The following is a 24,721-nucleotide window of genomic DNA, read 5'->3' as shown; positions in this document are numbered from 1 at the left end:
ACAAGGCGCGAACAAAAATAAAGCGGAGGCGTACTTGTTGTACGTCGAGCATTTATTTTTGTGTAGCAACGAAGTAGATGTCCTTACAGCCAGCGCTTTTGAAAAGAGACGGTGCAGATACAAGGAGTTAGGCAAAAAAGTACCGCAGGCGTATCTTTGATACGTTGAGGACACTTTTTTGCTGTACGACGCAGTAGATGCACCGTATATTTTCAAAAGAACAAAAGGATGATAGAATACGATTATGCATATAAGTATCTGGGCGCTTGCGTTCTTATGGTTTTTTGTCTTTTTAGGAGGCTTTGTCGATTCTGCAGCAGGGGGCGGAGGCTTAATCTCGCTGCCTGCGTATCTGTTTGTCGGACTTCCGCCTCATACGGCAATCGGGTGCAATAAATTTTCCGCTGCGTGCGGTACCACACTTTCCGCAGCGCGGTTTTTTAAAAATGGCGCGGTTGACTGGCAGGTCGCGGCGGTTTCCGCTGTCTGTTCGTTTATATCTTCATATCTTGGTATCAGAATCGCATTGATGATTAATCAGGAAACGCTTAAAACCGTACTGGTTATCGTTCTCCCTATTGTTGCCGTGCTTCTTTTATTCAAACGCAACTTCGGTACTGAGAATCAGTCGGCCGAGATTCCAAAAAAGAAAGCGTTTGTCTTGGCTGCTTGTACCGGTCTGCTTATCGGATTCTACGACGGGCTGATCGGCCCGGGAACGGGCACCATCGCCATCATTGTTTTTTCTGCATGGATGAAGTACGACCTTAAAACCGCTTCCGGCAATGCAAAAGTTATGAATCTCGCATCGAATTATGCGACACTTATCGCCGTGATAACCGGCAACAAGGTTGTCTATTCCATCGCGGTTCCTGCAGCCGTATTCGGCATCATCGGAAATTATATCGGGGCAGGTTTCGCAATAAAGAAAGGCACTGCGTTTATCAAACCGCTGATGATTTGTGTTATCATATTGCTGTTCGGAAAACTTTTTTACGATGTTTTTGGGACATTGCTGTTCTCATAGGTGCTTATGAATTATTCGCTTTACGATCCTTATGACTATCCGTTGTACCGTCCACCGAGCGAGGCTTATTCGTTAATCTTACAGGTAACGCTCGGCTGTTCGTATAACCGCTGTGTGTTCTGCGGAATGTATCAGACAAAAGAATTCCGGATTAAGCCGATTGAAACGGTGAAGCAGGAACTCGTGATGTTTGCCGAACACTACCGCCGTGTCGATAAGGTGTTCTTGGCTGACGGCGATGCGTTAACCGCTCCGACTGAATACTTGGCCGCAGTGTTGGACGCGATTGCTGATGTTATTCCGCAGTGCAAACGGGTATCCTGCTATGCAACTCATCTCAATATCAGACAAAAATCTCCGGAAGACTTGAAGCTGCTGGCCTCAAAGGGGTTGACGCTTTTGTACCTCGGTGTGGAAAGCGGCGACGATGAAACGCTCAAGTTTATCCGAAAGGGAACAACGGCGGCGGAGATGATCAAACTTTCCAACAAGGTGAAAGATGCGGGAATGGAACTGTCGGCAACCTTTATTTTAGGAATTAACGGTGCCGAACGGGATAACACGCAGCATGCGATTAAAACCGGCGAGATTATATCCAAAATGTATTTGACCTATGCGGGGCTGCTCACGCTGCGGCTTGAGGACGGCAGCTATCTTACCAAAGCCGCCGCCGAAGGAAAGTACACAGTTGTCGGAATTGAAGAGGTTGTGAGAGAATTAAAGCTGATTCTAGAAAATATCCATGTTGAAGAAATGCCCGCTCCGGTGATTTTCCGCTCCAATCATGCCTCCAACTTTTTAACATTGAAAGGAACGCTTCCGCAGGATAGGGATGCAATGCTGGCACAAGTCAACCGCGTTTTGGAGCGGGGCGTATATCCCGAACACCGGAAATACTATTTATAGAGCATCTTTAAGAGCCGTTTCCCGGGCAGCGGCAATGACTTCTTCCGCTTGAGCCGGTGTAATCCGCGCCGCGGCGGCAGCCGCTTCCGCGGAAGCGGCTGCAAGCTTTTCAATACTTGAAAAGCTGCGCAGCAAACGCGCAGCCCGTTTTTCCCCGATGTGGGGCAGCTGTTCAAACTGTAAGTGCAATTCCTCTTTTGAGCGTAACCGGTTGTTGCGGGTGTTGGCAAACCGGTGCGTTTCGTCGCGTACCCGCTGGAGTACCCGTAAGGCTGCGCTTCGCCGCGGCAGTACAATCGGCTTGTTGATATGCGGCCGGTAGAGCTCTTCATTTTTTTCTGCCAAACCCACCAGCGGAATATCAAGCTCCAAGGCATCGAGTACTGCCTTGGCCGCATTTACCTGTCCGATGCCTCCGTCTATCATAATCAGGTCGGGTAGCTCCGCCGCCTCGTTCAGCAAACGGGTATACCGCCGCGCCACCGCTTCCCGCATGGAGGCATAGTCGTCGATAATACCGTCCGTAGTGCGTAGCCTGAAAATCCGGTAGTTCTTTTTGTCGGGATTGCCGTCCTTAAACGAGATGAGGCTTGCAACGGTGTACTTGCCGTGCAAATGAGCGATATCGAAACCTTCGATGCGGTGGGGAGGCCGGTCAAGCGATAATATCTTTTGGAGTTCTTCCAAGGCAGGGAAGTCTCCCAGCTCCTTTATGCGGCGGGCAGCGTCCTCTTTTGCGTTAAACTGCGCCATTGCAAGCGCTGCCTTATGCCGCCGAAGTACGGAAGGAGGCAGCCGGTCTGCCGCTGTTTGTTTTGATACCTCCGGTTCGCTTGCGCTGCCGGATACCGGTGTCGTAGCAGCCTCATCAGGTGTAACGGCGCCATATACCGGCGTTTTTTCAGCGGCTGCCGCTTCGGTGGTATCAATACGATATGAATGTTCGTTCACAGCGGTGAGGCTTTCCGTGTCTGTTGCAGAGGCTTGTTTCCGCTCTTCCAACGGAATCGCCGTGATGGTAACTTTAACGCCGAGCCGGTCGGCAAACCATTGCTCCGCGAGTTCATATTCCTGCCCCGCACACACGAAGATATGCGGCGGAATCTGTTTGGGGTCGGTGTAGTAGGCAATGAGAAATTCGGGTAAAACCTCGGCTTCATCTTTGAGGCTTTCCGTCCGGTATAAGTCCCGCCCGACAACCTTGCCGCCCCGCATTTTAAATACCGTAAAGGTGATCAGCGCTCCCTCCGCCGCCCAGCCGATATAGTCGCGGGATTCCGGATCCATATCTTCAACAGAGTTTTGGCCTCGAAGCGCCCGTACCGCCTGCATTCCGTCTCTGATACGGGCGGCTTTTTCAAATTCGCGGGCGGCGGCGGCGGCTTTCATCTTTTCCGTTAATTCGGCGAGCGGTTTTTTCAAGTCTCCTTCAAGCAGCAGTGCAATTTCATCAATATCCTTTCGATAGTCGGTTTCGGAAATTTTATCCGCACAGGGCGCACTGCATCGGCCGATATGAAAATACAGACACGGCTCGCGCTTTTTTAAGCGCTTGCATTGCCGCAGTGTATAGGTCCGTTTAATGAGCGACAAAAAATCATCAACAGCCGGCACATTGGGGAAGGGACCGAAATACCGGGCGCCGTCGTTTTGTATCCGCCGCGTTCGGTACAGCCGGGGATAGCGTTCATTGGTAATTTTGAGCACGGGATAGGTTTTCCCGTCTTTGAGATTGATATTGTAGCGCGGCTTGTATTTTTTAATCAGATTATTTTCAAGCAGCAGTGCCTCATACTCATTATCGGTTTGAATATACTCGATACGGCGCGCACGCGAAACGAGGATACGGGTTTTAATATCCCGCTTTGACGCAAAATACGAACTCAGTCTATTCTTGAGCGATTTCGCCTTGCCGACATAAATAACGATATCTTTTTCATCCCGCCACAAATACACGCCGCTGGTTTTAGGCGCCGACAGCGCATATTGATGAAGCGCTTCCCGCACATCCGCTTGTTCACTCATACCGTAAGGATAATACTAAGACCGGTGCGTAATGGCAATATTAAACCTGTTCGGAAACTTCCGTTTCTGGACAGGTTACCTTGAAATGCGATGTTCTAAATCGTGCTATTTGTGCGATTTAGAACTCGTCGACCTGTTCGCAACGCAGTTACCGAACAGGTCTATTGATAGAGCATAACCGGATATTTTTATCGTTCATGAACTATGCTAAATATTCAGTTAGATTTAATTTAAGAAATGATGCATTTTTCCAGCCATTTTCCTCCAAAAGTCGCATAAGGACTGTAGGAGGAGTGAAAATGAGTAAATCCCATAACAGCTCAATGCGTTTTACCGCTCGAAACGACTACGCATTCAAAAAGCTCTTTGGTACCGAGGAAAACAAAGATATCATGATTGAATTCCTCTCTTTAGTTACCCTTTTGAGCAAAGATGATTTTGACGATGTTCGTATCGAGAACAGCGAACAGATTCCCCGATTCTACAACGATAAAACCGGGCGGCTCGACATTAAAATCCGCTTACACGACGGGCGCAAAATCGATGTAGAGATGCAGAATACCTATTTTGATTATTATCCTAAACGCAGTATCTTTTACTGTTCTAAACTGATCCATGAGCATTTTATGAGCGGCTTCCAGTATACACAGCTAAAAAAGTGTATTGCGATCAATGTGCTGAATAGCCCGTTTAAGCTGAGCGAAAAAATACATTCAATCTATCAGATACGGGAAACGGAAGAACAAACACTCTTGGATGAACTTTTAGAAATCCATTTTCTCGACTTAACAAAGCTGCAAAAAGAGAGTTTGACAAGCCTAGAAAAATGGCTTATGTTTATCAAAACAGACAGTAAGGAGGAGCGGTCTATGCTCGCACAAGGAAATCCGGTAATGGCGAAGGCAAATAAGGTGATGGACATCTTTTATCTGGATGAGCAAGAGCGGAAGCGGTATGAGGCAGCATGGGAATATGAAAGCGACCGGCTCTCGATGATAAGCGAGTCTGAGCGTAAAGGCCTTGAGCGCGGCAAATCGCTCGGTCTTGCCGAAGGCTCCCGCCAAAAAGCGCTTGAAACGGCAAAGAACTTATTGCAATTCGGCTTATCCGTACAAAAAATAGCACAGGCAACCGGGCTTACCAAAGAAGATGTTGAAGCACTGTAATCTACCTTTACCTAGTATTGTACATGGCAGCGCGATATTGTAGAGCGGTAATTAAATGTGCTACAATCTACGGCAACAGTTTTTTATAGGAGATAGTATGAAAAAATTGCTCTGTGTTGTATGTGTATCGGCTGCAATGCTGATACCGGTTTTTGCCTCTGCGGGTGCGAAAGAGTATGGATATACCGAACAAGATATATTTATCACCGCAGGAGATCATGAAATTCCTGCTACGCTGACCCTTCCTAAAGGAAAACCCGGTGAAAAGTTTCCCGCAGTGGTGATGCTGCACGGAAACGGTTCAAACCGCCATGAGGCAGGTATGGCTTACGATTACACTGCGCCTGAAATGGCACGTGCGGGTATTGCCACCATTCGGTTCGATTACATCGGAAACGGTGACAGCAAGGGCGATTATATCGACTTTACCTATGATAAAGGTATCGAAGACGCTCTGAGCTGCTATCGATATCTTTGTGCATTGAAGAATATCGATGCAAAAAGAATCGGGATTATGGGATGGAGTCAAGGCGGAAGGCTCGCTCTTTTAGCAGCTGCACGGAATGATGTCTTCAAAAGTGTGCTTACATGGGCAGGCGCCTACGATCAGAAAAGCGGAGAGCAAGAACAATACGAAATAGCAAAGAAAAACGGCTATTATGAAGTAACCTATTCATGGCGGACGCCGCTTAAACAAAGCCCCGCTTATTATGAAAATGCAATGGCAATCAATTATCCGGCGGAACTTGCCGCGATCAAAGCCCCGATTTTAGCCATCGCAGGCTCCAAAGATGATGTAGTGCTGCCTTCCGTAGCGCAGACGATAGCAGCCGGTGCCAAGAACAAAAAAAGCCGTGCCCTTATTCTGGAAGGCGCTGATCATACGTTCCTTGTATTTTCCGGCGATTTAACTATGCTGCATACCCTTACCGGTGAAACGATTGCATGGTTTAAAAAGACGTTATAGACGAGCCGTTTAAAAGTATTAGGAATATAAAATAAAATAATAAAGAAAAAGTTCAGCAGGGAAGGGCAACCGCATTGGAAAAACTGCAAGCGGCTGCCCTTTTTGTTAAATGACGGTTCTTTTCGCTCTTCCAAACTCATACCCTATTAAATCTGCCTATTGATGTATCCCAAGAGTGATTTACTGAGGCATAACAGCACGGCGCAAAATTTCGTTGATTCTTGTCTGATACCCTTTGCCGCCTGCTTTTAACGCTTCCAGAATATCAATATCAATCTTGATATGAACATCAGCTTTTTTAACTTTGTACCATTCTGGATGTATCACATGGGCTGGTTTCATTTGTGCCAGCTGCTCCGACGTGAGCGGAGGGCAGTCAGGATCATCAAATTTTTCATCGAAAGCCATTATTTCTTCTATACGCTCTTTTGATAGTTTAGGTGATTTATTAATTTCGTCTAAAGTCATTGTTTTTATAGCCATTTATTTCCTCCTTGTTCGCCTTGCGAGCTGATATAATCCTCAGTGTACCGTCATTCCTCTCTGTATAGACAACAAACAGGATAGTCTCGACAAAACCAATGGCATTCCACCGTTCTTCAGAATCACATGGATCTGGAATAAGAAGAAGGTGCGGATCAGTAAATATCTGACACGCCTCTTCAAAAGAGATGCCATGTTTTTTAATATTTGTCTTATTTTTCTTCTCGTCCCATTCAAAATACATGAAAGGTTACTCCATAAAATAATGTACATCATGAAATGGGTGTTGTCAATATCGTAAACAGCGCCAAGAACAAAAAAAGCCGTGCCCTTATTCTGGAAGGCGCTGATCATACGTTCCTTGTATTTTCCGGCGATTTAACTATGCTGCATACCCTTACCGGCGAAACGATTGCATGGTTTAAAAAGACGTTATAGACGCTAACCGTTTAAAAGTACCAGGAATATAAAATAAAACAATAAAGGAAAAGTTCAGCAGGGAAGGGCAACCGCATTGGAAAAACTGCAAGCGGCTGCCCTTTTTGTTAAATGACGGTGTTGTCGGGGATAATTGCGTTCTTGGTGATAACGTAAATGCGGTCAACAACGTGATAATAGCCGTAGTCGCCGTCGGGCGGGATTTCCCCCATACCGATGGATACGTTATGCCCGATTCGTGCATTCTTGTCGATAATCGCTTTTTTAATATGACAGTTTTTTCCGATACCGATACATGGAATGTCGGCTTTTTCGTCTACCGCCTTGCTGCTGTCGGATTCGTAGTAGTCCGCCCCCATACAGACAACACCTTCCAATACGCTTCCTGCCTCGATAATGGTTCTAATACCGATGACGGAGCGGGTAATTGTCGCATAGGTAATAACACAACCTTCGCTGCAGGTAACACGATCCAACTGCGCTCCGTTGATTTTTGAAGCCGGCAGATTTCGGTAGTGGGTATAAATCGGCGCTTCTGCATCATAAAAGTTAAATTGCGGCGTAATTTCCGTTAAATCAAGGTTTGCTTCGTAAAAACTACGGATGGTACCGATGTCTTCCCAATAGCCGTTATGCACAAACGCCGAAACCTTATGATCTTTAATCGAAGCGGGGATAATTTCTTTTCCGAAGTCGGTCATATTGTTGTTTAAGCATTCTTCCATCGCCTTTGCATTAAAGATATAAATACCCATCGAAGCGAGATATTCTTTATCGGGGCTTGCGACCGAAATACCCGACTGTGCAGGGATCTTCCATTCATCGATATTTCTATCGGGGCCGGGCTTTTCCATAAAAGCGGTGATGTTCGATTTTTTATCAATCTGCATAATACCGAATCCGGAAGCATCGCGGCGGTTTACTGCCGTACAGGCGATAGTAATGTCTGCTCCGGAAGCTTCGTGCTGTGCTAAAAACTCTTTTAAGTTCATACGGTATAGTTGATCGCCTGAAAGGATGATATAGTATTTCGGATCTTGCGTTTTAAAGTGAGTAAAGTTTTTTCTTACTGCGTCCGCGGTGCCTTCGTACCAGCCTGAATGTTCAAACGTTTGCTCTGCAGCAAGGATTTCTACAAAGCCGTTTGAAAAACTGTCAAAACGGTATGCCCGTGCAATGTGCAGATGCAGCGATGCGGAGTTAAATTGAGTCAATACGTAAATTTGCCTAAGACCGGAATTAATACAATTGGAGATAGGTATATCGACGATACGGTGTTTCCCTCCGAACGGTACGGCCGGCTTTGAACGGGATTGAGTAAGCGGGTATAAACGAGTTCCTTTTCCGCCTCCCAAGATAATCGATAATACTTTCGGCATATATCCTCCTTTTATGATATTTGCAGAGGCGTATTCCGCAAAAACCGAGAGAAGTATCTATGAACACACTGAGATTTAAGCGTTGTTCTATTACTATCAGTATAAACGAGTTTTTTATTTTTTGCCATAAAAATAAATAAGAATTATTCTTGTTCTTTATACTGCGCTTGACAAAGCATTGAATTATCGGTATACATCAAGTGAGATTTAGTAATATATGCGGTAATCTGCCGCCCTCTAAAAGTCATTCATAAAAGTAATCGTATAAAAAGTTTATCAACTAGCAACATTAAAGTTTTGCGCTATTCCTGCCGATACGGGACGCGGGATAGCAGAAAGTTGTGCCGCTCATGCCGCTACCGCTCAGAGGTGAAAGCAAGACGGTAAAGTTCTGCCGCAGAGAAGCGAAGCAGAAGAAATTATAGTGCGTTTTTATCGCCGGAGTGCGTTAGAAACGCTTGCTCAATGGAGCGGAGAAAAGGCTTATGAAAAAGATGAATCGCGCAGTATTTCTTGTACTGATTGTATTAACTGTTCTTGCAGGTGTTACCTGTAAACCGTATGTAGGTTTGGGCGGTCAGATCGATATTCTTCCACCGAGCGGGGAGATTACCTATCCTGATGCGGGTGAGACGCCGATACGGGGTTCGTTTGTTTTAAAGGGTACGGCAAAGGATGACGACGGTATCCAATCGATTTCGGTTGTTTTTGAAAATATCGAAACCAAAGAAAGAAGCCGCGCGTATGAAGCCGAAGGATTTTCCAAAGGGAATGTTTCGGCCTCGTGGACAATAAGCGTAAACAACGAATCGACGGGAACCGAACCGGGGCACGATCTGGTAAAAGTGTATCCTATTCCTGATGGTGAATACACAGCGATTGTAACCGTTACCGATAAGGGTGAAAAAACTTCTACATTTACCAAGAACTATAAAATAGATAACACGCCGCCGGTGTTTATAGTTTCAAGGCCTTCGATGGTTGTAGATGCAGACGCTACGACAACGCCGCAGGCAGACGGTTATGGAGCAATTTTTTCAGTTGTAGGGCAAGCAGGTGAAAGAAATACCGTTGAAAAGCTAAATATGCATGTTCCGGGAGCAACGCCGATCGATATAACCAATATGTTTGTCGGTAATAGTATAAATGCTCAAGTTGCAGTTTACAGTGCTGCGCCTCCTTTAAACCCCTTATACGATTTACAGGAGCAGGATAAAACGAAGCCTATCAGAGGTCAATTATATCTGTACGACAATGCACGCGAATATAAAGGCGGCGATGCTTCGGGTGAGGGAAATAAAGCTGATTGGTACTATCTGTGGAAAGAGGTTTATACCGAAGTGATAGCGAAAGGTTACACGCCTGAGATTCTCAGCGATTATTTTGCCGGTAAAAAAGGTTCCGATGCCAATGAGCACGATAAAAAAATAAAAGAATTGCGCAGTGACACGGTTGCTTTGGTTAAGCTAAAGTCTGCTATGATAAAAATGAGCGATATGCGCAGTGTCTTTAAACTTGATCCGAGTAAATCTCCTGGATTTAAGGTTATCGGTTCAAAACATTTATCAACGACTCCTGACCAGATAAAAACGGAAACACCCGCTAATGCATCAGCGGCTCTCGGTCAGGCATCTGCAATTATGTATAAAGACGGAGGCGAGGCTTCTTTTTTGGTAGAGCTTATCCCGAACAAAGATAATATTCCGCTGGTCGGCGGATCCAATGCTGCTGCATATAAGGCAAGTAAAATAAAAATTGTACTGTATAAATGGAAGCCGGCCGACAATGCTTTTGATACTGCTCATCCGATAACGCTGGTTGATTTCGACTCCTTTACCGATGCTTATTTAAGCAGCCACCCAGATTTGATTAAAACGGAAGGCGATAAGTTACGAATACAATGTACATTCCCTTCGGCCCAAGGTGAGGGGATATATGCCGTAGATGTACAAGGCCGAGATACCAGCAATGAAGAGTCAAACGAATTTAAAGCATATGATAATTCGGACACTGCAAGCGGTATGTATGCCTTAAAGTTTTACTCTGCCGGAAGCGGTCCGCGGACACGACCGATTCGTCTGGAAGGTTTTAAAAAAGCAAATGCAAAATTCATCATTGCAGCTGATGTTACCGGAATCGATACAGCAAATGGACATGTCTATTGTAATATAGGTATGAGCGTTAATGATAGCGATATAGAACTGAAAAAAGCTACTGCAGCAGCCAATGATCCGCGATATGAAGTAGAAGTTGAAATAGTTAAAGAATCGGGGAAGTATATTGTAAAATGGAAGGATCCTGCTGGAGTATCTAAACAAAAAGAGCTTCCTGACGGCTTTTCCGACGGAACTCATATGATTAAGTTTTTATCGAAAGCAGGACCCGGTTTAACCGATACCGATGAAACGGATTTTGTTTTTGATACAAAGGCACCGACGGTGAAGATAACGTACCCCGAAGCAGGCGACCCGCAGGCGGGAGAAATTACCGTTTCGGGAAGCATTACCGATGCGGGGGCAGGAGTAAAGGAGACAAGTACCAAATACATACTGGGTAAAAAGACGTCGACACCGACGCCGGCTGATTCCGGTTGGAATGCGATGGACTCTTCGACAAAATGGTCGTGGAATGTCCGCGTCAATTTGGATAGCGTTCCTGCGAGTGAACGTGGCGATCCCGTCGACGCATCCGTCGACGCATATTACAATATGCCTTTATATATCCTTACGGAAGACGAAATAGGGAATAAAGCCGTAGAAGAATTAAAAATTCTCTTTAACCCCAACGGCACGAAACCCGTTGTAAAAATACTTTCGCCGCAGGCGGATGCGACAGTCGGCGGAACCATACAAATTTTCGGTACGGCAAGCGCCGCTATAGGCGGAGCAGGCGCCGTAGGCGAAGTGTATATACAGTTTTCGCACGACGGAACTTTTGCGAATACCGCCGACGGAACATTCGGTTCAAAAGACTGGTATAACGGCGGGAACGGAGTGCTTGTTCCGGGTACCAGCCTTCCTGGAGGGGGCGCAGACTGGAGAATCAGCATAAACGGCGACGGTTCCTTTAACCATGCGACAGCGCAAAATCAGCCCGTCTATTTCAGAGTACGCGCAAAAAATAAAAACGGACTGTCAGCATCGACGGGGAAATGGACGGAAAAAAGAAAGATAATCGTCGACAAAGATGCTCCGTTAATTGCCGATATAAAAATCGATAATGCGTCGGGAACTTCCTCTCCGCAAGATTACGAACTGAATATGTGGCTCGGAAGCAATAAAAAACTTACGGCGAGATTGACGGATCCCTCGGGAATACAAGACGTAAAGATTACCTTTAAAAACGGCACTGTTGAAACAAAGTATCAAAAAAAGGATGCAGGTGCTCTCGATTCGGGGCACGCCGCCGTTCCGGCCGGTTGGCTTACGGATTATAATTCCGGCGGCATTTCAGGATATACATTAAACCTGCCGTTTGATATAAGCAGCATGACCGGCGATAGCTTTTCGGTTACTATAGAGGTTAAGGAAAAAGCATCTCAACAATTATCTTCAAACAGTTCGTTTATGTTCCGTTTTGATACGAAAAATCCGATAGGCGATTACGGTGTCGACAAACACATGAATATCGGGAATTTTACATCTTCGTCGATAACGGATACTCAACTTGCACAAAAAGTTACGGAGCTTGGCGGAACCGCTTCTTCGGGTGGCGGCTGTAAAATATTGACGGAAAACAGTGTGCTTACGGTAACGAAGGTAACGGGAAGCAAAGTCCAGTTTACCGCTTCGCCCGCTCTTACGGCAGGAAGTTACAGTTATATCCTCTATAAACCGGAATTACTGCTGAAAAAAAATAACAGTGGAAAATGGATTATAAACGGTGTCGCAAACGACAGCGGTTCGGGTGTAAAAGAGGTAAAAGCGAAGGTAAAGGTAAACGGAGTTGCTTCATCCGAAGTAACGATGACCGAAACCGGTTCCGAAAACAGGATAACCAAGCAGCTCGGCGGAATGGTTACGTGGCAGGGAGATTTCGCTTTAGGCACTTTGGACGACGGAAAGGGAGAATTGCACTATCAAATAACCGACAAGAGCGGCAATACATACGGTGTCGGCGATTATTCTACAACGTCCGTTCCGGCCGTCGCCATACGCTTAAAAAATAAACCGATTCGCGTAAGTGAGATACAGCTGAGCACCGACATCGGCGGTACGCAGAGTACATTTAAAAACACTTCGGTCAACAATGCGCTGACGGAAACGATCGATAAAAATTCGGATTATAACGGAATTTTTACCGGCAAAAATTTCTCCTTTAAATCTTTATCCGATTCCAAAATAAAGGTTGCATTTACCGGTGGTGAGGGACAAGTTAAATACACGCTGAAATATAACAATGCTGTTTTAGCCGGCCATAATATGGAAAACATAAGTTCAGGCAATACTATATCGTTGAGCGCAGCTAACTTGAATACGATCGGCAACAGTACGAACGACGACACGACAAAAGAATTGGTTTTGGAATTGTGGGACAGCGCTCACGGTTGTACAACGACCGGAGAAGCTCCGCTTGCAAAAAAGTCTTTTGCCGAAGTCAAAATTAATGCAGCCTTCGGTGCCGTTGATACAAAAGAGCCGACGGTTGTTATTCTTCCGTTCCATTGGAACAGCGAAACCGACAACTCACTGTACCAAAATAGCCGTGCGAACGGACATGTGGAAATTGTAAAGATTAACAGCTTAGGCAACGATCATTCTTCCGTTTCGGGCAAAGTTACTTTGCGAGGTTTTGCATACGACAACATCAAAATAGATTCGATTAAGGCGGAGTTGCCGTTTAATCCCGCATTAACGGTTACCGCAACGAGAAGCGGTACAACATGGACGTCCGATAAAAAGATGTTTAACACCGATGGAACACCGAAGGATAATGCTGAACTCACAGTTACAACCTCGGGTGCGGATTATTTGGGGTATTACGCTAAGTGGGAACTCAGCTTCGACAGCTCAAAAATCCCCATGGGAGCGGCTAAAGATATTAAAGTGATTGCAAATGACGGCGGAAGAAATTCCGCAGAAAGTGAAGGAACTGATCTTCCGACATCAACATCGTTTACGTCCGTTACTCGAAGCGATGAAAATTCAGCTTCAAGCAGCAGTTTCGCTTCGGTAAAGGTCGGACAGTTTGTCTTATTTGAGACGGGCGAAAAACGATACCTTACTCGTATCACCGCCAAAGACGGTACTACGATAACTTTGATACCGGCCGTACCGATTGATATGAACAAAGCCGCCGTGTATAGTTATACGGCAAATAAAACAAAGACGGCGGTAAACAGCGTGCCGTATATTACGAACGTAGAAACAGGCTTAACAAGTGCAGACAGCAGTTACAAAGGCTCATTCTCCCGTGCTTCCACCGGTGAATATCCGGTATGGATTGGAGAAAAGATTAAGATAACCGGCTTTAATTTGAACGGGGCTACTTATAAGCTTGGAACTCAATCTTTAGACGAAGGTACGGGATCTGATAAGGGAACTTATGAAATAAAATCGGCACACTCTACCGGTGCACTTGTTGCAACGGTCAGCTCCGTAGAATCCATCAACAACAAGGTGGACATTACCAAGCCGTATAATATCGAAGCCAACAATATGAACAATGATGTTCTTACGGCGAACCGCAAGCTGTTTGTGTGGGAAACGAAGCCTATTATTGACAATAACTTTATGGAAAGTCCACAGTTTGTAATGGATAAGAATTCCAATTACTATATGTCCTATGGTGTGTTGGCGTTGAGCGGCAGTTTAAGTTTTGCTATGATGAAAAACGCTACAATACCGAATAATGCTACTACTATGGCTGGTTCTTATACTATTGAACAGTGTTTTAGTAAGTATCAAAATACGATAATTGCATACGATGAGAGCGGGGAAATGTACGGCGGTGCAAGCAATACCGATAGAAATAGTGGTAGTAGTACGAGTTTTACCTTCTTTTCACGAGAGCAAGGATCCTCTGCAACAGGAAATAACGGAAATTATAATGGAGGAACAAATAGACGTCGGCTGGAAAACAATGCAAATAAAGCAAGAAATGTTTATGATGTAGGCCGTGTCCAAATACCGAAGCTGGCGGTAAGAGGAGACAGTTCCAATGCAAAAGTTGCATTGATTTATTATGATCGGAATAATGATACTACACCGGTAAAATTCCGGTACGGAACTGTAACGGCAGCAGATTCTATTAGTGGCGGTTTAAGTTATAACGTCCAACAAGGCGGAGGTTCAGCAGAGCCTACTAATTCAGGTTCTGCAAAGGGGTATGAAGTTATTGCAGATTCGTCTACTACCCATAAGAGCGGTTTATATGCTGCGGTAGGATTGACTTCTACAAATCGGGCTGTTGCCGTATGGTATGATGCTGCAAACGCAAAGTTGATATACAGCTACCGTGATATGGGAGCAGCCTACACTGAACCGACTGAGAGCAACAGATTTACAAATGCATGGCAGGATAATGCTGTTGAAATTGATGGCGACGCTCCGCTTTATGTTGATTTAGTGGTGGATGACGAGAACGGCTTACATATCGGTTACTATTCAAGCGGTAAAGGCGGTGTTAAATATGCCTACCTTGCACCCGAAAAGGTAATGGGAAGTACTAAACCGACTACGGCAGATTTTAAGATTGCTACGGTTGATACCTATATGAATCCGGGAACACTTCTCAAGATAGGGGTGCGGAGGGAAACGATCAATTCAGTGCAAAAGCAAGTGCCATATATCAGCTACTACCATAACGGTTTTTACGGTTCTAAAAATGCTGCGCGTATGGCTTGGCTGAAAGACGGGCTTGTTAAAACAGATGCTAAGGTAAAAAACGGCGTGGTAAATAATAAGTTTACCGGCGACTGGGTTGTTATGACGGTGCCTGCAAGTAACGGTATCCAGCAGTATACGATTTGCCAGGGTGCACCGACGGGCGGTATGTATCAAAATAAGGTTATTGCTGCGTACTTTACCAACAAGAACTACGAGATGGCGGTGCTGACGAAGTAAGCATTCCGCTTAACAATTAATCTTCCCCCATTCGGTTTTAGACGGATGGGGGATTTTTTATGTGATGGGATTAAACCGCTGAGCTTGCTGAAGTTTTTCATCTTTTTACATGGCTTCTAACTTACCCTTTGTGCTCTTGGCGTCCCTTGCGGTTAATTTTCTAGGTATTTAACCGCGGAGAACGCTAAGGCTGATGAATTTTATGCGGACTGCAACACATTACTATGGGGAAATATTATTAAGGGAATAAATGCCTCTAAGTACGATAATACTGCTTCTACAGCAGTGTTCGGCACGAAAATAGCTTCATCTGGCATCGTAAAAGTGAGCGGAAATTTGTTTAGCGACGACGCGTTAAAGGGCAAAACAAATATTGACAAGACAATGAGGGTTTTTGCTTCGGGGCAGGATATTAAAATTACGGCGTTCGATAAGGATACCGGTAGGGTTACACTTGCCTCTGCTCCGGCAAATCCGACAACGGGTTATCTTATCTACAGTCCCATTGAGTATTTACGGCCTGACGCAAGCGGTAAGGTTAGCGTAGTTGGCGCAGCTTATGATGTGGGCTCCGGTATTGAAAAGATTAAGGTAAACTATAACGGAGTATCTTCAACAGAAATTGAATTGGAGTCTCCGAGCGGTGTATTGACGGATGTCGGTAATGGCGATGTCAACTTTGTAACATGGAAAGGTGTAATCGATGTAAGTCTCACAAGCATTGTTGACGGTAAAGGAAAAATCGTGATTACCCCAATTGACCGTGCGCATAATACACCTACACCCATTGAAGCAGATGTAAAACTGAAGAAAAATCTGTTGAAAATCACCGGTGTAGAACTAGGGACGGATATCAACAGGAATGGAACTATCGCGAATGATGCTCCTACGGTTGAAACCAAGGCAGTGGAGCTTACCTATGATGCCGACAAACCTAATGGCATCGACAGCAAGGATCACGATTGGTACGGTAAAGCTGACGGCGGAACTTTTAGATTTAAAAACAATAAGTCGCAGATTAAAATTACTGCGGAAGATGTGGGGGCTACTGCTAAAAAATACACGCTTAAACGAAAAAAAATAAGCAATTCATTACCGGAAGTGGAAGTGCATAATTTGCGCTCCCTACCTCCAAACGGTATAATTGAACTGGCACAAATTGATTTTGACAAGATAAAACAAAGTGATAATCCTGAAAGTTCTAATCCTATAAAGCGCACTTTGGTGCTTACCGTATGGAATTCCGCGGCCGGTTTGACTTGCGGTACCGATACATGGAAAGCGGAACTGGAACTTGACGTTATTGTAGATACGGAGGACAGAATTGCACCTACAAACGAGATAGATCCGTTTAAGTGGGTTTCCGAAACCGATAACAGCTTGTACGGCAACAGCAAAGCTAACGGCCACATCGAAATAGGTACCGATTTACCAAGTGCGTTTACCGCTGGCGGAACGGGACTTATGGACAGAGATGATAAAGTTTCCGGTAAGATAAGCATTACCGGTACTGCTCACGACTATCAGGTTATCACTGAAATTTGGGCAAAGATCGACGGCTTTACGTTCACCGGCGGAACAGTCGGCACTGGTGCGGATGCTGGATATACGAAGCTTGCGACCTTTGAGTCGGGTTCGTTCGCTGCTGCTGGTAATTTTAATGATGACGGATGGCACTTTAGCGTTATATCGAGTGACTTTAGTGTGGAAACCGGTCATACCGTTAAGTGGAAGCTCGATTGGAACACCGCAAAGATAACGGACGGCGTCGGAACCGATAAAAATATTACGATAAAAGTAAAAGATACAGCTCAAACAAATAACGCGTCTGATAGCAGAAAGGTGGATGTTGTGCCGTATATTACGGAGATAACGACAAAATTAAATACTGCATACAGTTCCAACCCGTCCGTGTTTAATAGATCGGCAACAGGTGCATATCCTGTACGGAATGATGAAACAATAACTGTACATGGGTTTAACTTAAAAGCCGGTAGTGATAATCCGACTGTGTCTATCGGAACAATGAGCAGTACTCCCACTGCAAATAAAATTGAGGTTACATTGAGCAGCTCTGCAAAATCGGGAGACTTGGATGTTACCGTAAACAGCGTGAAAAGTATTAATAACATAAACAGCAATGCTGTCTACAATATGCAGCCCAATGGTGCAAACAACGACCTCTTGAATGATGACACAAAGCTGCGTGTGTGGAAGTTTAATGCAGTAAATACTGATACAGGCGTTCGGTATCCGACAATGCGCATTGGTAAAGATGCTAACTAAACAGTGGGCTTTGTTTATGGCAGTGGACCGCAGTATGTGAAGATGAATTTGCAAGGCCAAACATTTGCTATTGATCGTTCCTATACTCAGTGGTATGACACTGGATGTGCTGTTGATAATGTCGGCAGAATTTACGGTGCTGCTATGAATGGGGACAGTGGAGTTGCATCACAAGGACAAGGAAACGGTAATTATGCGAATTTCGGTTTTTATGCGTGGAATACAAAAGATAATCCTGGTTTGATAGCCAATAAGAATCCAGATACACATAGTAACACTAGTATGGCATACAATGCTGGGTATAAAAAAGTTGCTTTGGAAAATGCATTCAACGATTCTGTATTTAACTCAAACCGTATCGTAAGCCCCAAAATTGCAACAAACGGATCAGGCAAGGTGTATACTGCTTATTACGATGCTTCCGCTAATCAGGTAAAATTCAGATACGGTACTGTTTCAGGTAACTCAGATTCTAATAGTCAGCTAACTTTCGGCGGGGCCTTAGGCAATCATAATAACGTTAATCAAGGTTCTGCCGTCGGTGCGGTTGCTATTGCTACAGGAGCGACTGCCGGTCCTTATGTAGCGGTAGGTGTTGTTCCCGCTGGAACCGATGCGGACAGAGCCGTCGTTGTATGGTATGATTCACAAAATCAAAGACTGGTGTATAAATATAGTACATCAGCGTCCATTTATAGCACTTGGTCTGATGTAAAGGTCATTGATACCGGCTTTGTCGGATGGTATGTAGACTTGGTTGCAGATAAAGACGGCGGTATTCATATTGCCTATTATTCTGCGCAAAACGGTGACTTAAAGTATGCGTATCTTTCTAAATACGATGCAAATCCGGTAGTATGTTCTGTGGATAGCTATTTGTCGGTCGGTACGAATATCAGTATCGAAGTTTCGGACACAAAAACAACATTTAAAAAGTATAAGGTTGATGAAACTACCGGAGCAGTTACTGAAGATGGAACGGGGGAAAAATATGTTCCCTATATTTCTTACTACATGAGTTCGTTTACCCGTACTTCAAATTCCGTTCGAGTTGCCTATCTTGCACAGGCCAAGCCTATAGTTAAGAAGAATGATCAGGGCAAATATGAGCTTGCTGCAGATATTGCGGACGGTGTAAAAAATGATAAATACACCGGAACATGGGAGGCAATGACTATTCCTACTAAAAAAATTCCGCTTGATTACACGGTTGGTGTTGGAATTAAGAAGAATGCGTCAAACGTACAATCTGTAATGCTTGGATACGGTACAACCGGAGGATTGGAAACGGCAATACTTGAGTAAAAGAGAATATGCCAAAAGCCCGTTGAGCAGTGCTTGCCGGGCTTTCTTTGTATTACGGGGGTATTTTCCTAACTTTTCGTATAAAAGCCAGGGTGTTTTTATCCAACCCTTGCAGCGGAATATAATTAGCATAGATCAGGAGGAATGCTGGAAGATTACAGGTTTATAAGCAGGAAATACTAGATTAGGAATTCTAGTATCGTGTTAGGGGCCTAGGATAGAGCGTAAATTGAGATTTATGAGGCAAGTATTAATACTTATTATGCAATCTTTTGTATCAAAAGTGGTTGACAAATGTTATTATTTGCATTATTATAGATTATAGGAGGCATAACACATGTCTGAAAATTTAATTTCAATAACGATAAAAGGAGTTGATAAAAAGGCGAAGGATAATTTTGCCTTATTCTGTACGATGTTGGGGAAAAGTATGAATGAAGTCCTCAGGGATTTTATTAATGGAGTTTACGTACCGGATCATATGCAAAAACAATATATGATGATGCAAACGTTGAATCACTTATTGCTGAATAATCCCAGCTTAATTGATGAGTTTATTTTACAACAGGAACCAATGTACCAATTTCTTGATAGTTTTCAAAGAAATGCTGCACGCGTTACGTTTGTTAGTATGAATCCTACATATATTTTTGAAAAATATAGTACATGGATTCAGGACGATAAGTAATATATGGACTATACTTAATAATGACTGGTATGTTAAACATATAAAAGTCATATAGAGTCAGGAGGTTTTTGAGATGACAGAGAATATTTTATACCTTGCTATGAGGGATGGTGAATGTGAATATGCATCAGCATCTAAAATGAAAGCAGAGAATTTTGTCGAGCAGCAATACGAACAGGCGACTAATGAAGTATTAAATGAATGGGGAATTGATGATCCTTCTGTAGAGGATATTGATGAAGCGGCTTTTCAAGCTGGATATGACGAAAATTATGAGGTTGTGAAAGTTGATATGTCAAAAAAAACAGAAGATGATACCATAGAACTTCCAGATGGTAATGAAGTTGAAGTATCAGACATATTGGAAAAATTGAAATAATCTTTCAGATTTTTTTAATTTAGAAAGATATTCTATGGCGAATGTGATTACGCTGGTGAGTGCTAAAACTTCTGGGGTACTCACCAGCGACTGGGTTGTGCTGCCGGTGTTTGCAAGCAACGGTATCCAGCAGTACACGATTTGTCAGGGTATACCAACTACCGGTACCTATGCAAATAAAGTAGTCGCTGCATATTTTACTGATAGCAACTACGAGATGGCGGTTCTTGAAAAATAAGCATTCCGCTTAGCGACTTATCCTCCCGTCGGCTTACCGGCGGGGGATTTTTTATGTGGTGGGGAAAACTGCGGATGTTTTTAATATTTTTTACAGGAAAAAAACAGTTATTTACAGAATAATTGATCAATAATAATATTGTTTTTTATCAAAATATGTGTATAATTATATTAGAATATACACATAGGAGTTGTTATGAGAACAAATATCGTTATTGATGATACCTTAATGAGTGAAGCTTTGCATGCTTCCGGTTATAAAACAAAAAAAGAAACGGTTGAAGAAGCTTTAAAACTTTTAATAACATTAAAAAATCAAGCAAGCATAAGAAATTTCCGCGGGAAACTGTTTTGGGATGGTGATTTGGAAAAAATGAGGCTTGATAAATGATTGTCGCAGATACATCGGTTTGGATTGATTATGTAAAAGGGATTGATGCACCTCATACCGATATGTTGGATAATGAATTAATCCGTAACAGAGTCGTAACCGGTGATATAATAATAACTGAATTTTTACAAGGATTTAAAAACGATAGAGAATACCTCATGGCAAAGCACATTATGGATAGTCTGGAATACAGAGATTTTCTCGGAAAGGAAATTGCAATACAAGCTGCAAATAATTATAGAAAATTGAGAAAACAGGGCATTACAGTAAGAAAAACAATAGATGTTATAATCGCAACATTTTGTATAGAAAACGGATTTCCATTAATACACAATGATAGGGATTTTGATCCAATGGAAAAAATTTTAGGATTGATTGTTAAAAGGTAGATGCAAAACGTTGAGCACCGTACCCTGATGCTCAACGTTGGGGTTGTTGATCTGTGCCGGTATCCGGCAGTGCGGAAAAGGTCAGTGGTAAGTTTTACCACCGACCGATTGGATTATAGCTTTTCGATTTCAGATTTGGAAAGACCTGTCATCAGACAAATTTCTGCCGGTGGATAGTTTCGCTCGAGCATAACCTTTGCTGTTTCAAGTGCTTTCCGGTAAGAGCCGTCGGCAAAACCTTGTTGTATGCCTTGAGATATTCCTTGCTGTATGCCTTCGGCGATACCTGCTCTACGTGCATCCATTTCAAATGATTTTAATAACATATACTCCCTCCGTTTTTCTTCGTCTTCTTTGGTTTCATTTACTCGCTTGTCAAGCTTTTTGGTAAATGCCGTCTCCGGTGGCTTCCCGTTCATATACGATAAAAAAGCTTTTAAATCTTTTTCGGCATGTTCGGCCGCTGTACTGTTTGCAATTATTTTTGTTGTGCCGTCATTAAAAATCTGTCCTGTTTCTCTGCATGAGGGGATTATCGTGTAGAGCGGTAATCCCTCTTGTAAATAATCAAAGGTACATAAAAAGATAATAAAGGTATCGGGTAAGTTGTTGTAGTCTCCGCCCTTATTCACTGCACTGTTATCAATAAGCACATTGATAGTATCGCATACGTTCAGGCAGGTTCTTTTGGTCGGTGGTTTGCATTTCCACATCGTAGAGTTTGCCGTGTTCGTCTTCAATCATAATATCGAGCCGTACACCCTTTGAGGCGATTTGAGTTTTTATCGGCTTTTGCTGAAAGAGTTTTATTATTTTACCGACCTTATCTTTAAGCAGCATTGACAGCAGTTCCTTGCACAGTATGGGGTCTTCCATGACAGTGCAGAACATATAATCGTCGACAATAGTTAAGTCGTCAAAGTTTTTCTCCATATGCTACCCACCTCTTGTGTTATAAATATAGCATAAGATCGGGTAACGGGCAATTATTTTATTATATGGGGAAAGTCTCTGCAGCTTTGCGGCTGCGAATGTAAGGTGAAGATTTTGATCCAATGGAAGAAATTTTAGGATTAATTGTTAAAAGATAGGACACTTTTGCACCGCTGATAGATTGAGGATATATCCCCTATAGCATCACCGGTAGAAACACAGCTTGAAAAAGGGAGTGATAATTCAGAACTTTTTCGTTAAAGATATCAGTGGTTAGATTAAATGATTCCCGCTCTCTGTCTCTGCGGTGAGGTTGTAGGAGAAGAAAAGGCAATTCATAATTTTTAATTATGAATTGCCTTTTCTTATGCGGAAGGTTGATTATGTAATCGAAGCGTCGTAGATGCCCTTAATTGCGGCCGCGAGCGTTTTGTCGAATTCTTCTTGCGACTGTTGTGCACGTAAATCCTCAGCAAGGGCGCGGGAGAAGCTCGCGATCATACCGTGGTTCTTTGCCAGCAAGGCATTAGCCTCTTCTCTGCTGTAGCCTCCCGAAAGCGCAACGACACGTACAACCTGCGGATGGTCAATAAATTCTTTATACAGGTCTGCCTGTGTCGGAATGCTGAGCTTGAGCATAATCAGTACATCCTTCGGCAGCTTTGCAATGTGTTCGCGGATTTCCGTTTTCAGAATCTCTTCGCACTTTGCTTTATCGGGGCTGTGAATATCGACTTCCGGCTCGATAATCGGTACTAATCCGTGCTTTGCAATCTGTAGGCCGATTTCAAACTGCTGGTCGATAACCTTTTTAATACCGGCAGGATTCGCTTCCTTTATCACCGAACGCATTTTTGTTCCGAAGATATGCTTCTGTACGGCGCGCTTCAGCAATGCTTCCAAATCGGGCATCGGCTTCATCATCTGAACGCCTTCAGCTACGTCTGCAAGTCCTTTATCAACTTTTAAGAACGGAAGAACACCGCGTTTATCCCACAGATAATCTGCCGTCGGGATACCTTCTATATCGCGATCCATTGTTTGCTCAAAAAGAATAGCACCGAGGATATGTTTTTTATCGAATTCTTTACTGGTGATAATCCGTGTCCGCATGGCATGCACCATATCGAACATCTCTTTTTCATTTGAGTAAGCATCGTTCCCAACACCGTAGGCAGCTAAGGCCTTAGGCGTGCTGCCGCCGCTCTGATCGAGGGCTGCGATAAATCCTTTTCCGGTGCGCATTCGTTCTATTTTTTGCTTGTCCATAGTAAAACCTCCTGCAAAATACTGCAATGTCAGTATATCCTATGATGGCGAAAAACGCTAGTCTGCGCATTGCATCACGTTAAATCTAACCGAAAAAGAAGCGGTGCATCACGTAAAAATCTAACCCAAAATAGAAGCCCAAAGGAAGGGCGCAATGGGGTTAGACATGAAAACGAAAAAGAAATTAACCGAAGAGACGGCGAAGCGTTACTGTACGGCAAGCAAAAAGAGCAAGACGAAAATAATCGATGAGTTTATCGCAACAACCGGTTACAATCGAAAGTATGCCATTCACGTTCTGAAAAATAGTGCATATGTAAAGGTCACGCACTTTAACAATGTCGCAAGACAGAGCGTACAGGTCATTACAAAGACACGTAAAAAGCGGAACTATGAAAAATACTACGGTCAAGACGTACAACAAGAAGTCATCCGGCTGTGGATTTTTTCGATGTATCTGTGTGCAAAACGGCTCGTGCCGTTCATTCGGGATAATATCGATTACTTTACTCAAAAGTTCGGCTATGATGAAAAACTGAAAGCAAAACTCGCCCGCATATCAAGCGCGACAGTGGGCAGGATTCTCAAACCGGAAATCCCAAAACATTCCATCCGCGGTATTTCAACAACACGACCTGCAAAGAATCTTAATAAGCTCATTCCCATCCGCACCTTTTTCGATTGGGATGAACGTAAGCCGGGTTTTTTTGAGGTTGACACCGTTGCCAACTGCGGCATAAGTACCCAAGGACAGTATATTTGCACGCTTACCCTTACCGATGTCCATTCCGGCTGGACAGAAACAAGAGCCCTTTTAAACAAAGCTCACCGCTGGGTAAAAGAAGCGATAGAAGATGTGAAAGAGAAGCTGCCCTTTCAGATGAAAGGTATTGATAGCGACAACGGAAGTGAGTTCAAAAATACACAGCTGTTGCAATGGTGTAAAAGTAATGAAGTTATTTTCACTCGGAGCAGATCATATAAAAAGAATGATAATTGTTTTGTTGAACAGAAAATGACAGTGTCGTAAGACGCATCGTCGGTTACTATCGCTTTGAGGGAGAAGCGGCACGCATGGTTATGGCTGACCTTTATCAGCAATATAATACACTGGTCAATTTCTTTTTTCCCTCAATGAAGATCATTGCAAAAAAACGGATAGACGCAAAGGTCATAAAAAAATATGATACGGCAAAGACGCCGTATTGCAGGCTGATGGAAAGCTCTGATGTAAGCGAGGCGGTAAAAGCTGAGCTGTGCCGCAGGAAGAACAACTTGGATTTACAACAGCTGCTTGAAACAACGCAATACTTGCAGCGTAAACTTATCTCTATGGCTCAGCCTTGGACATAGAGTGCTATGGTTAGATTTTTACTTGAGTAACCGGAA

At 43.7% G+C, this 24,721-nt stretch carries 22 protein-coding genes; 15 read left to right on the top strand and 7 right to left on the bottom strand.

Annotated elements, in window-relative coordinates; all coding sequences use genetic code 11:
* Positions 1–244: 244 nt before the first annotated feature.
* Entirely contained in the window at positions 245–1,027 is a 783-nt protein-coding gene (locus tag E4N66_RS09325) for a sulfite exporter TauE/SafE family protein (RefSeq protein ID WP_253727804.1), read from the top strand.
* A 6-nt stretch (positions 1,028–1,033) separates the two neighbouring features.
* The gene (locus E4N66_RS09320; RefSeq protein WP_253727803.1) at positions 1,034–1,933 is read left to right on the top strand and encodes a radical SAM protein; all 900 of its coding nucleotides are present in this window, start codon (positions 1,034–1,036) and stop codon (positions 1,931–1,933) included.
* On the opposite strand, the gene uvrC is transcribed toward E4N66_RS09320, so the two are convergent.
* Positions 1,928–3,958, bottom strand: coding sequence for an excinuclease ABC subunit UvrC (gene uvrC / locus E4N66_RS09315; protein WP_253727802.1), 2,031 nt, complete (start codon positions 3,956–3,958; stop codon positions 1,928–1,930). The genes E4N66_RS09320 and uvrC overlap by 6 nt on opposite strands.
* A 299-nt stretch (positions 3,959–4,257) precedes the next feature.
* On the opposite strand from uvrC, the gene E4N66_RS09310 reads away from it, so the two are divergent.
* Positions 4,258–5,124, top strand: a complete 867-nt coding sequence (locus E4N66_RS09310) for an Rpn family recombination-promoting nuclease/putative transposase (protein WP_253727801.1) — start codon at positions 4,258–4,260, stop codon at positions 5,122–5,124.
* 97 nt (positions 5,125–5,221) lie between these two features.
* Positions 5,222–6,091: an alpha/beta hydrolase family protein gene (locus E4N66_RS09305; protein ID WP_253673998.1), complete on the top strand. Its 870-nt coding sequence runs from the start codon at positions 5,222–5,224 to the stop codon at positions 6,089–6,091.
* Between the two features lie 180 nt (positions 6,092–6,271).
* On the opposite strand, the gene E4N66_RS09300 is transcribed toward E4N66_RS09305, so the two are convergent.
* Both E4N66_RS09300 and E4N66_RS09295 read right to left on the bottom strand, forming a co-directional pair.
* Positions 6,272–6,574, bottom strand: coding sequence for a BrnA antitoxin family protein (locus E4N66_RS09300; protein ID WP_081984373.1), 303 nt, complete (start codon positions 6,572–6,574; stop codon positions 6,272–6,274).
* Positions 6,540–6,818: a BrnT family toxin gene (locus tag E4N66_RS09295; RefSeq protein WP_016523312.1), complete on the bottom strand. Its 279-nt coding sequence runs from the start codon at positions 6,816–6,818 to the stop codon at positions 6,540–6,542. The genes E4N66_RS09300 and E4N66_RS09295 overlap by 35 nt, the downstream gene beginning before the upstream one ends.
* Before the next feature lie 35 nt (positions 6,819–6,853).
* Between E4N66_RS09295 and E4N66_RS09290 the strand changes: the two genes are divergently transcribed.
* Positions 6,854–7,012 carry a hypothetical protein gene (locus E4N66_RS09290; RefSeq protein ID WP_253673999.1) on the top strand — a complete coding sequence of 53 codons (159 nt, stop codon included), beginning with the start codon at positions 6,854–6,856 and terminating at the stop codon, positions 7,010–7,012.
* 107 nt (positions 7,013–7,119) lie between these two features.
* On the opposite strand, the gene E4N66_RS09285 is transcribed toward E4N66_RS09290, so the two are convergent.
* Positions 7,120–8,391: a glucose-1-phosphate adenylyltransferase gene (locus E4N66_RS09285; protein ID WP_253727800.1), complete on the bottom strand. Its 1,272-nt coding sequence runs from the start codon at positions 8,389–8,391 to the stop codon at positions 7,120–7,122.
* Between the two features lie 485 nt (positions 8,392–8,876).
* Between E4N66_RS09285 and E4N66_RS09280 the strand changes: the two genes are divergently transcribed.
* From E4N66_RS09280 to E4N66_RS09245, 8 genes are all read left to right on the top strand, one after another.
* Positions 8,877–15,455, top strand: a complete 6,579-nt coding sequence (locus tag E4N66_RS09280) for a hypothetical protein (protein ID WP_253727798.1) — start codon at positions 8,877–8,879, stop codon at positions 15,453–15,455.
* Positions 15,456–15,779: 324 nt separating this feature from the next.
* On the top strand, positions 15,780–17,741 hold the full coding sequence (locus E4N66_RS09275) for a hypothetical protein (protein ID WP_253727797.1): 1,962 nt from the start codon (positions 15,780–15,782) through the stop codon (positions 17,739–17,741).
* Between the two features lie 42 nt (positions 17,742–17,783).
* Positions 17,784–19,046: a hypothetical protein gene (locus E4N66_RS09270; protein WP_253727796.1), complete on the top strand. Its 1,263-nt coding sequence runs from the start codon at positions 17,784–17,786 to the stop codon at positions 19,044–19,046.
* A 337-nt stretch (positions 19,047–19,383) separates the two neighbouring features.
* Complete coding sequence (locus E4N66_RS09265; RefSeq protein WP_253727795.1) at positions 19,384–19,734, top strand: hypothetical protein; 351 nt, start codon at positions 19,384–19,386, stop codon at positions 19,732–19,734.
* Positions 19,735–19,807: 73 nt separating this feature from the next.
* Positions 19,808–20,113 carry a hypothetical protein gene (locus E4N66_RS09260; RefSeq protein WP_253727794.1) on the top strand — a complete coding sequence of 102 codons (306 nt, stop codon included), beginning with the start codon at positions 19,808–19,810 and terminating at the stop codon, positions 20,111–20,113.
* Between the two features lie 34 nt (positions 20,114–20,147).
* A complete protein-coding gene (locus E4N66_RS09255; protein WP_253727793.1) occupies positions 20,148–20,351 on the top strand; it encodes a hypothetical protein in 204 nt (67 codons plus the stop codon).
* Positions 20,352–20,546: 195 nt separating this feature from the next.
* On the top strand, positions 20,547–20,741 hold the full coding sequence (locus tag E4N66_RS09250; protein WP_253727792.1) for a type II toxin-antitoxin system VapB family antitoxin: 195 nt from the start codon (positions 20,547–20,549) through the stop codon (positions 20,739–20,741).
* Complete coding sequence (locus E4N66_RS09245; protein ID WP_016518333.1) at positions 20,738–21,130, top strand: type II toxin-antitoxin system VapC family toxin; 393 nt, start codon at positions 20,738–20,740, stop codon at positions 21,128–21,130. Before E4N66_RS09250 ends, E4N66_RS09245 begins: the two co-directional genes overlap by 4 nt.
* A 113-nt stretch (positions 21,131–21,243) precedes the next feature.
* On the opposite strand, the gene E4N66_RS09240 is transcribed toward E4N66_RS09245, so the two are convergent.
* From E4N66_RS09240 to E4N66_RS09230, 3 genes are all read right to left on the bottom strand, one after another.
* Positions 21,244–21,783, bottom strand: coding sequence for an Rpn family recombination-promoting nuclease/putative transposase (locus tag E4N66_RS09240; protein WP_253727791.1), 540 nt, complete (start codon positions 21,781–21,783; stop codon positions 21,244–21,246).
* Complete coding sequence (locus tag E4N66_RS09235) at positions 21,773–22,063, bottom strand: Rpn family recombination-promoting nuclease/putative transposase (RefSeq protein WP_253727790.1); 291 nt, start codon at positions 22,061–22,063, stop codon at positions 21,773–21,775. The genes E4N66_RS09240 and E4N66_RS09235 overlap by 11 nt, the downstream gene beginning before the upstream one ends.
* A 381-nt stretch (positions 22,064–22,444) precedes the next feature.
* Entirely contained in the window at positions 22,445–23,332 is an 888-nt protein-coding gene (locus E4N66_RS09230; protein ID WP_253727789.1) for a fructose bisphosphate aldolase, read from the bottom strand.
* 154 nt (positions 23,333–23,486) lie between these two features.
* On the opposite strand from E4N66_RS09230, the gene E4N66_RS09225 reads away from it, so the two are divergent.
* The gene (locus E4N66_RS09225; protein ID WP_253727787.1) at positions 23,487–24,362 is read left to right on the top strand and encodes an integrase catalytic domain-containing protein; all 876 of its coding nucleotides are present in this window, start codon (positions 23,487–23,489) and stop codon (positions 24,360–24,362) included.
* 50 nt (positions 24,363–24,412) lie between these two features.
* Positions 24,413–24,685: a hypothetical protein gene (locus E4N66_RS09220; protein WP_253727786.1), complete on the top strand. Its 273-nt coding sequence runs from the start codon at positions 24,413–24,415 to the stop codon at positions 24,683–24,685.
* The last annotated feature ends 36 nt before the right edge of the window (positions 24,686–24,721 follow it).

The organism is Treponema sp. OMZ 857 (assembly GCF_024181085.1).
In the GTDB taxonomy this organism is placed as follows: Bacteria; Spirochaetota; Spirochaetia; order Treponematales; family Treponemataceae; genus Treponema.
This window is presented reverse-complemented; position numbering and strand designations above follow the sequence as displayed.

What these genes read in the sequence shown, in the direction of transcription:
- E4N66_RS09325 (WP_253727804.1), top strand. Translation starts at nt 245, where the DNA reads ATGCATATAAGTATCTGGGCGCTTGCGTTCTTATGGTTTTTTGTCTTT.
- E4N66_RS09320 (WP_253727803.1), top strand. Translation starts at nt 1,034, where the DNA reads ATGAATTATTCGCTTTACGATCCTTATGACTATCCGTTGTACCGTCCA.
- uvrC (WP_253727802.1), bottom strand. Translation starts at nt 3,958, where the DNA reads ATGAGTGAACAAGCGGATGTGCGGGAAGCGCTTCATCAATATGCGCTG.
- E4N66_RS09310 (WP_253727801.1), top strand. Translation starts at nt 4,258, where the DNA reads ATGAGTAAATCCCATAACAGCTCAATGCGTTTTACCGCTCGAAACGAC.
- E4N66_RS09305 (WP_253673998.1), top strand. Translation starts at nt 5,222, where the DNA reads ATGAAAAAATTGCTCTGTGTTGTATGTGTATCGGCTGCAATGCTGATA.
- E4N66_RS09300 (WP_081984373.1), bottom strand. Translation starts at nt 6,574, where the DNA reads ATGGCTATAAAAACAATGACTTTAGACGAAATTAATAAATCACCTAAA.
- E4N66_RS09295 (WP_016523312.1), bottom strand. Translation starts at nt 6,818, where the DNA reads ATGTATTTTGAATGGGACGAGAAGAAAAATAAGACAAATATTAAAAAA.
- E4N66_RS09290 (WP_253673999.1), top strand. Translation starts at nt 6,854, where the DNA reads ATGGGTGTTGTCAATATCGTAAACAGCGCCAAGAACAAAAAAAGCCGT.
- E4N66_RS09285 (WP_253727800.1), bottom strand. Translation starts at nt 8,391, where the DNA reads ATGCCGAAAGTATTATCGATTATCTTGGGAGGCGGAAAAGGAACTCGT.
- E4N66_RS09280 (WP_253727798.1), top strand. Translation starts at nt 8,877, where the DNA reads ATGAAAAAGATGAATCGCGCAGTATTTCTTGTACTGATTGTATTAACT.
- E4N66_RS09270 (WP_253727796.1), top strand. Translation starts at nt 17,784, where the DNA reads ATGAATTTGCAAGGCCAAACATTTGCTATTGATCGTTCCTATACTCAG.
- E4N66_RS09265 (WP_253727795.1), top strand. Translation starts at nt 19,384, where the DNA reads ATGTCTGAAAATTTAATTTCAATAACGATAAAAGGAGTTGATAAAAAG.
- E4N66_RS09260 (WP_253727794.1), top strand. Translation starts at nt 19,808, where the DNA reads ATGACAGAGAATATTTTATACCTTGCTATGAGGGATGGTGAATGTGAA.
- E4N66_RS09255 (WP_253727793.1), top strand. Translation starts at nt 20,148, where the DNA reads ATGGCGAATGTGATTACGCTGGTGAGTGCTAAAACTTCTGGGGTACTC.
- E4N66_RS09250 (WP_253727792.1), top strand. Translation starts at nt 20,547, where the DNA reads ATGAGAACAAATATCGTTATTGATGATACCTTAATGAGTGAAGCTTTG.
- E4N66_RS09245 (WP_016518333.1), top strand. Translation starts at nt 20,738, where the DNA reads ATGATTGTCGCAGATACATCGGTTTGGATTGATTATGTAAAAGGGATT.
- E4N66_RS09235 (WP_253727790.1), bottom strand. Translation starts at nt 22,063, where the DNA reads ATGGAGAAAAACTTTGACGACTTAACTATTGTCGACGATTATATGTTC.
- E4N66_RS09230 (WP_253727789.1), bottom strand. Translation starts at nt 23,332, where the DNA reads ATGGACAAGCAAAAAATAGAACGAATGCGCACCGGAAAAGGATTTATC.
- E4N66_RS09225 (WP_253727787.1), top strand. Translation starts at nt 23,487, where the DNA reads ATGGGGTTAGACATGAAAACGAAAAAGAAATTAACCGAAGAGACGGCG.
- E4N66_RS09220 (WP_253727786.1), top strand. Translation starts at nt 24,413, where the DNA reads ATGGCTGACCTTTATCAGCAATATAATACACTGGTCAATTTCTTTTTT.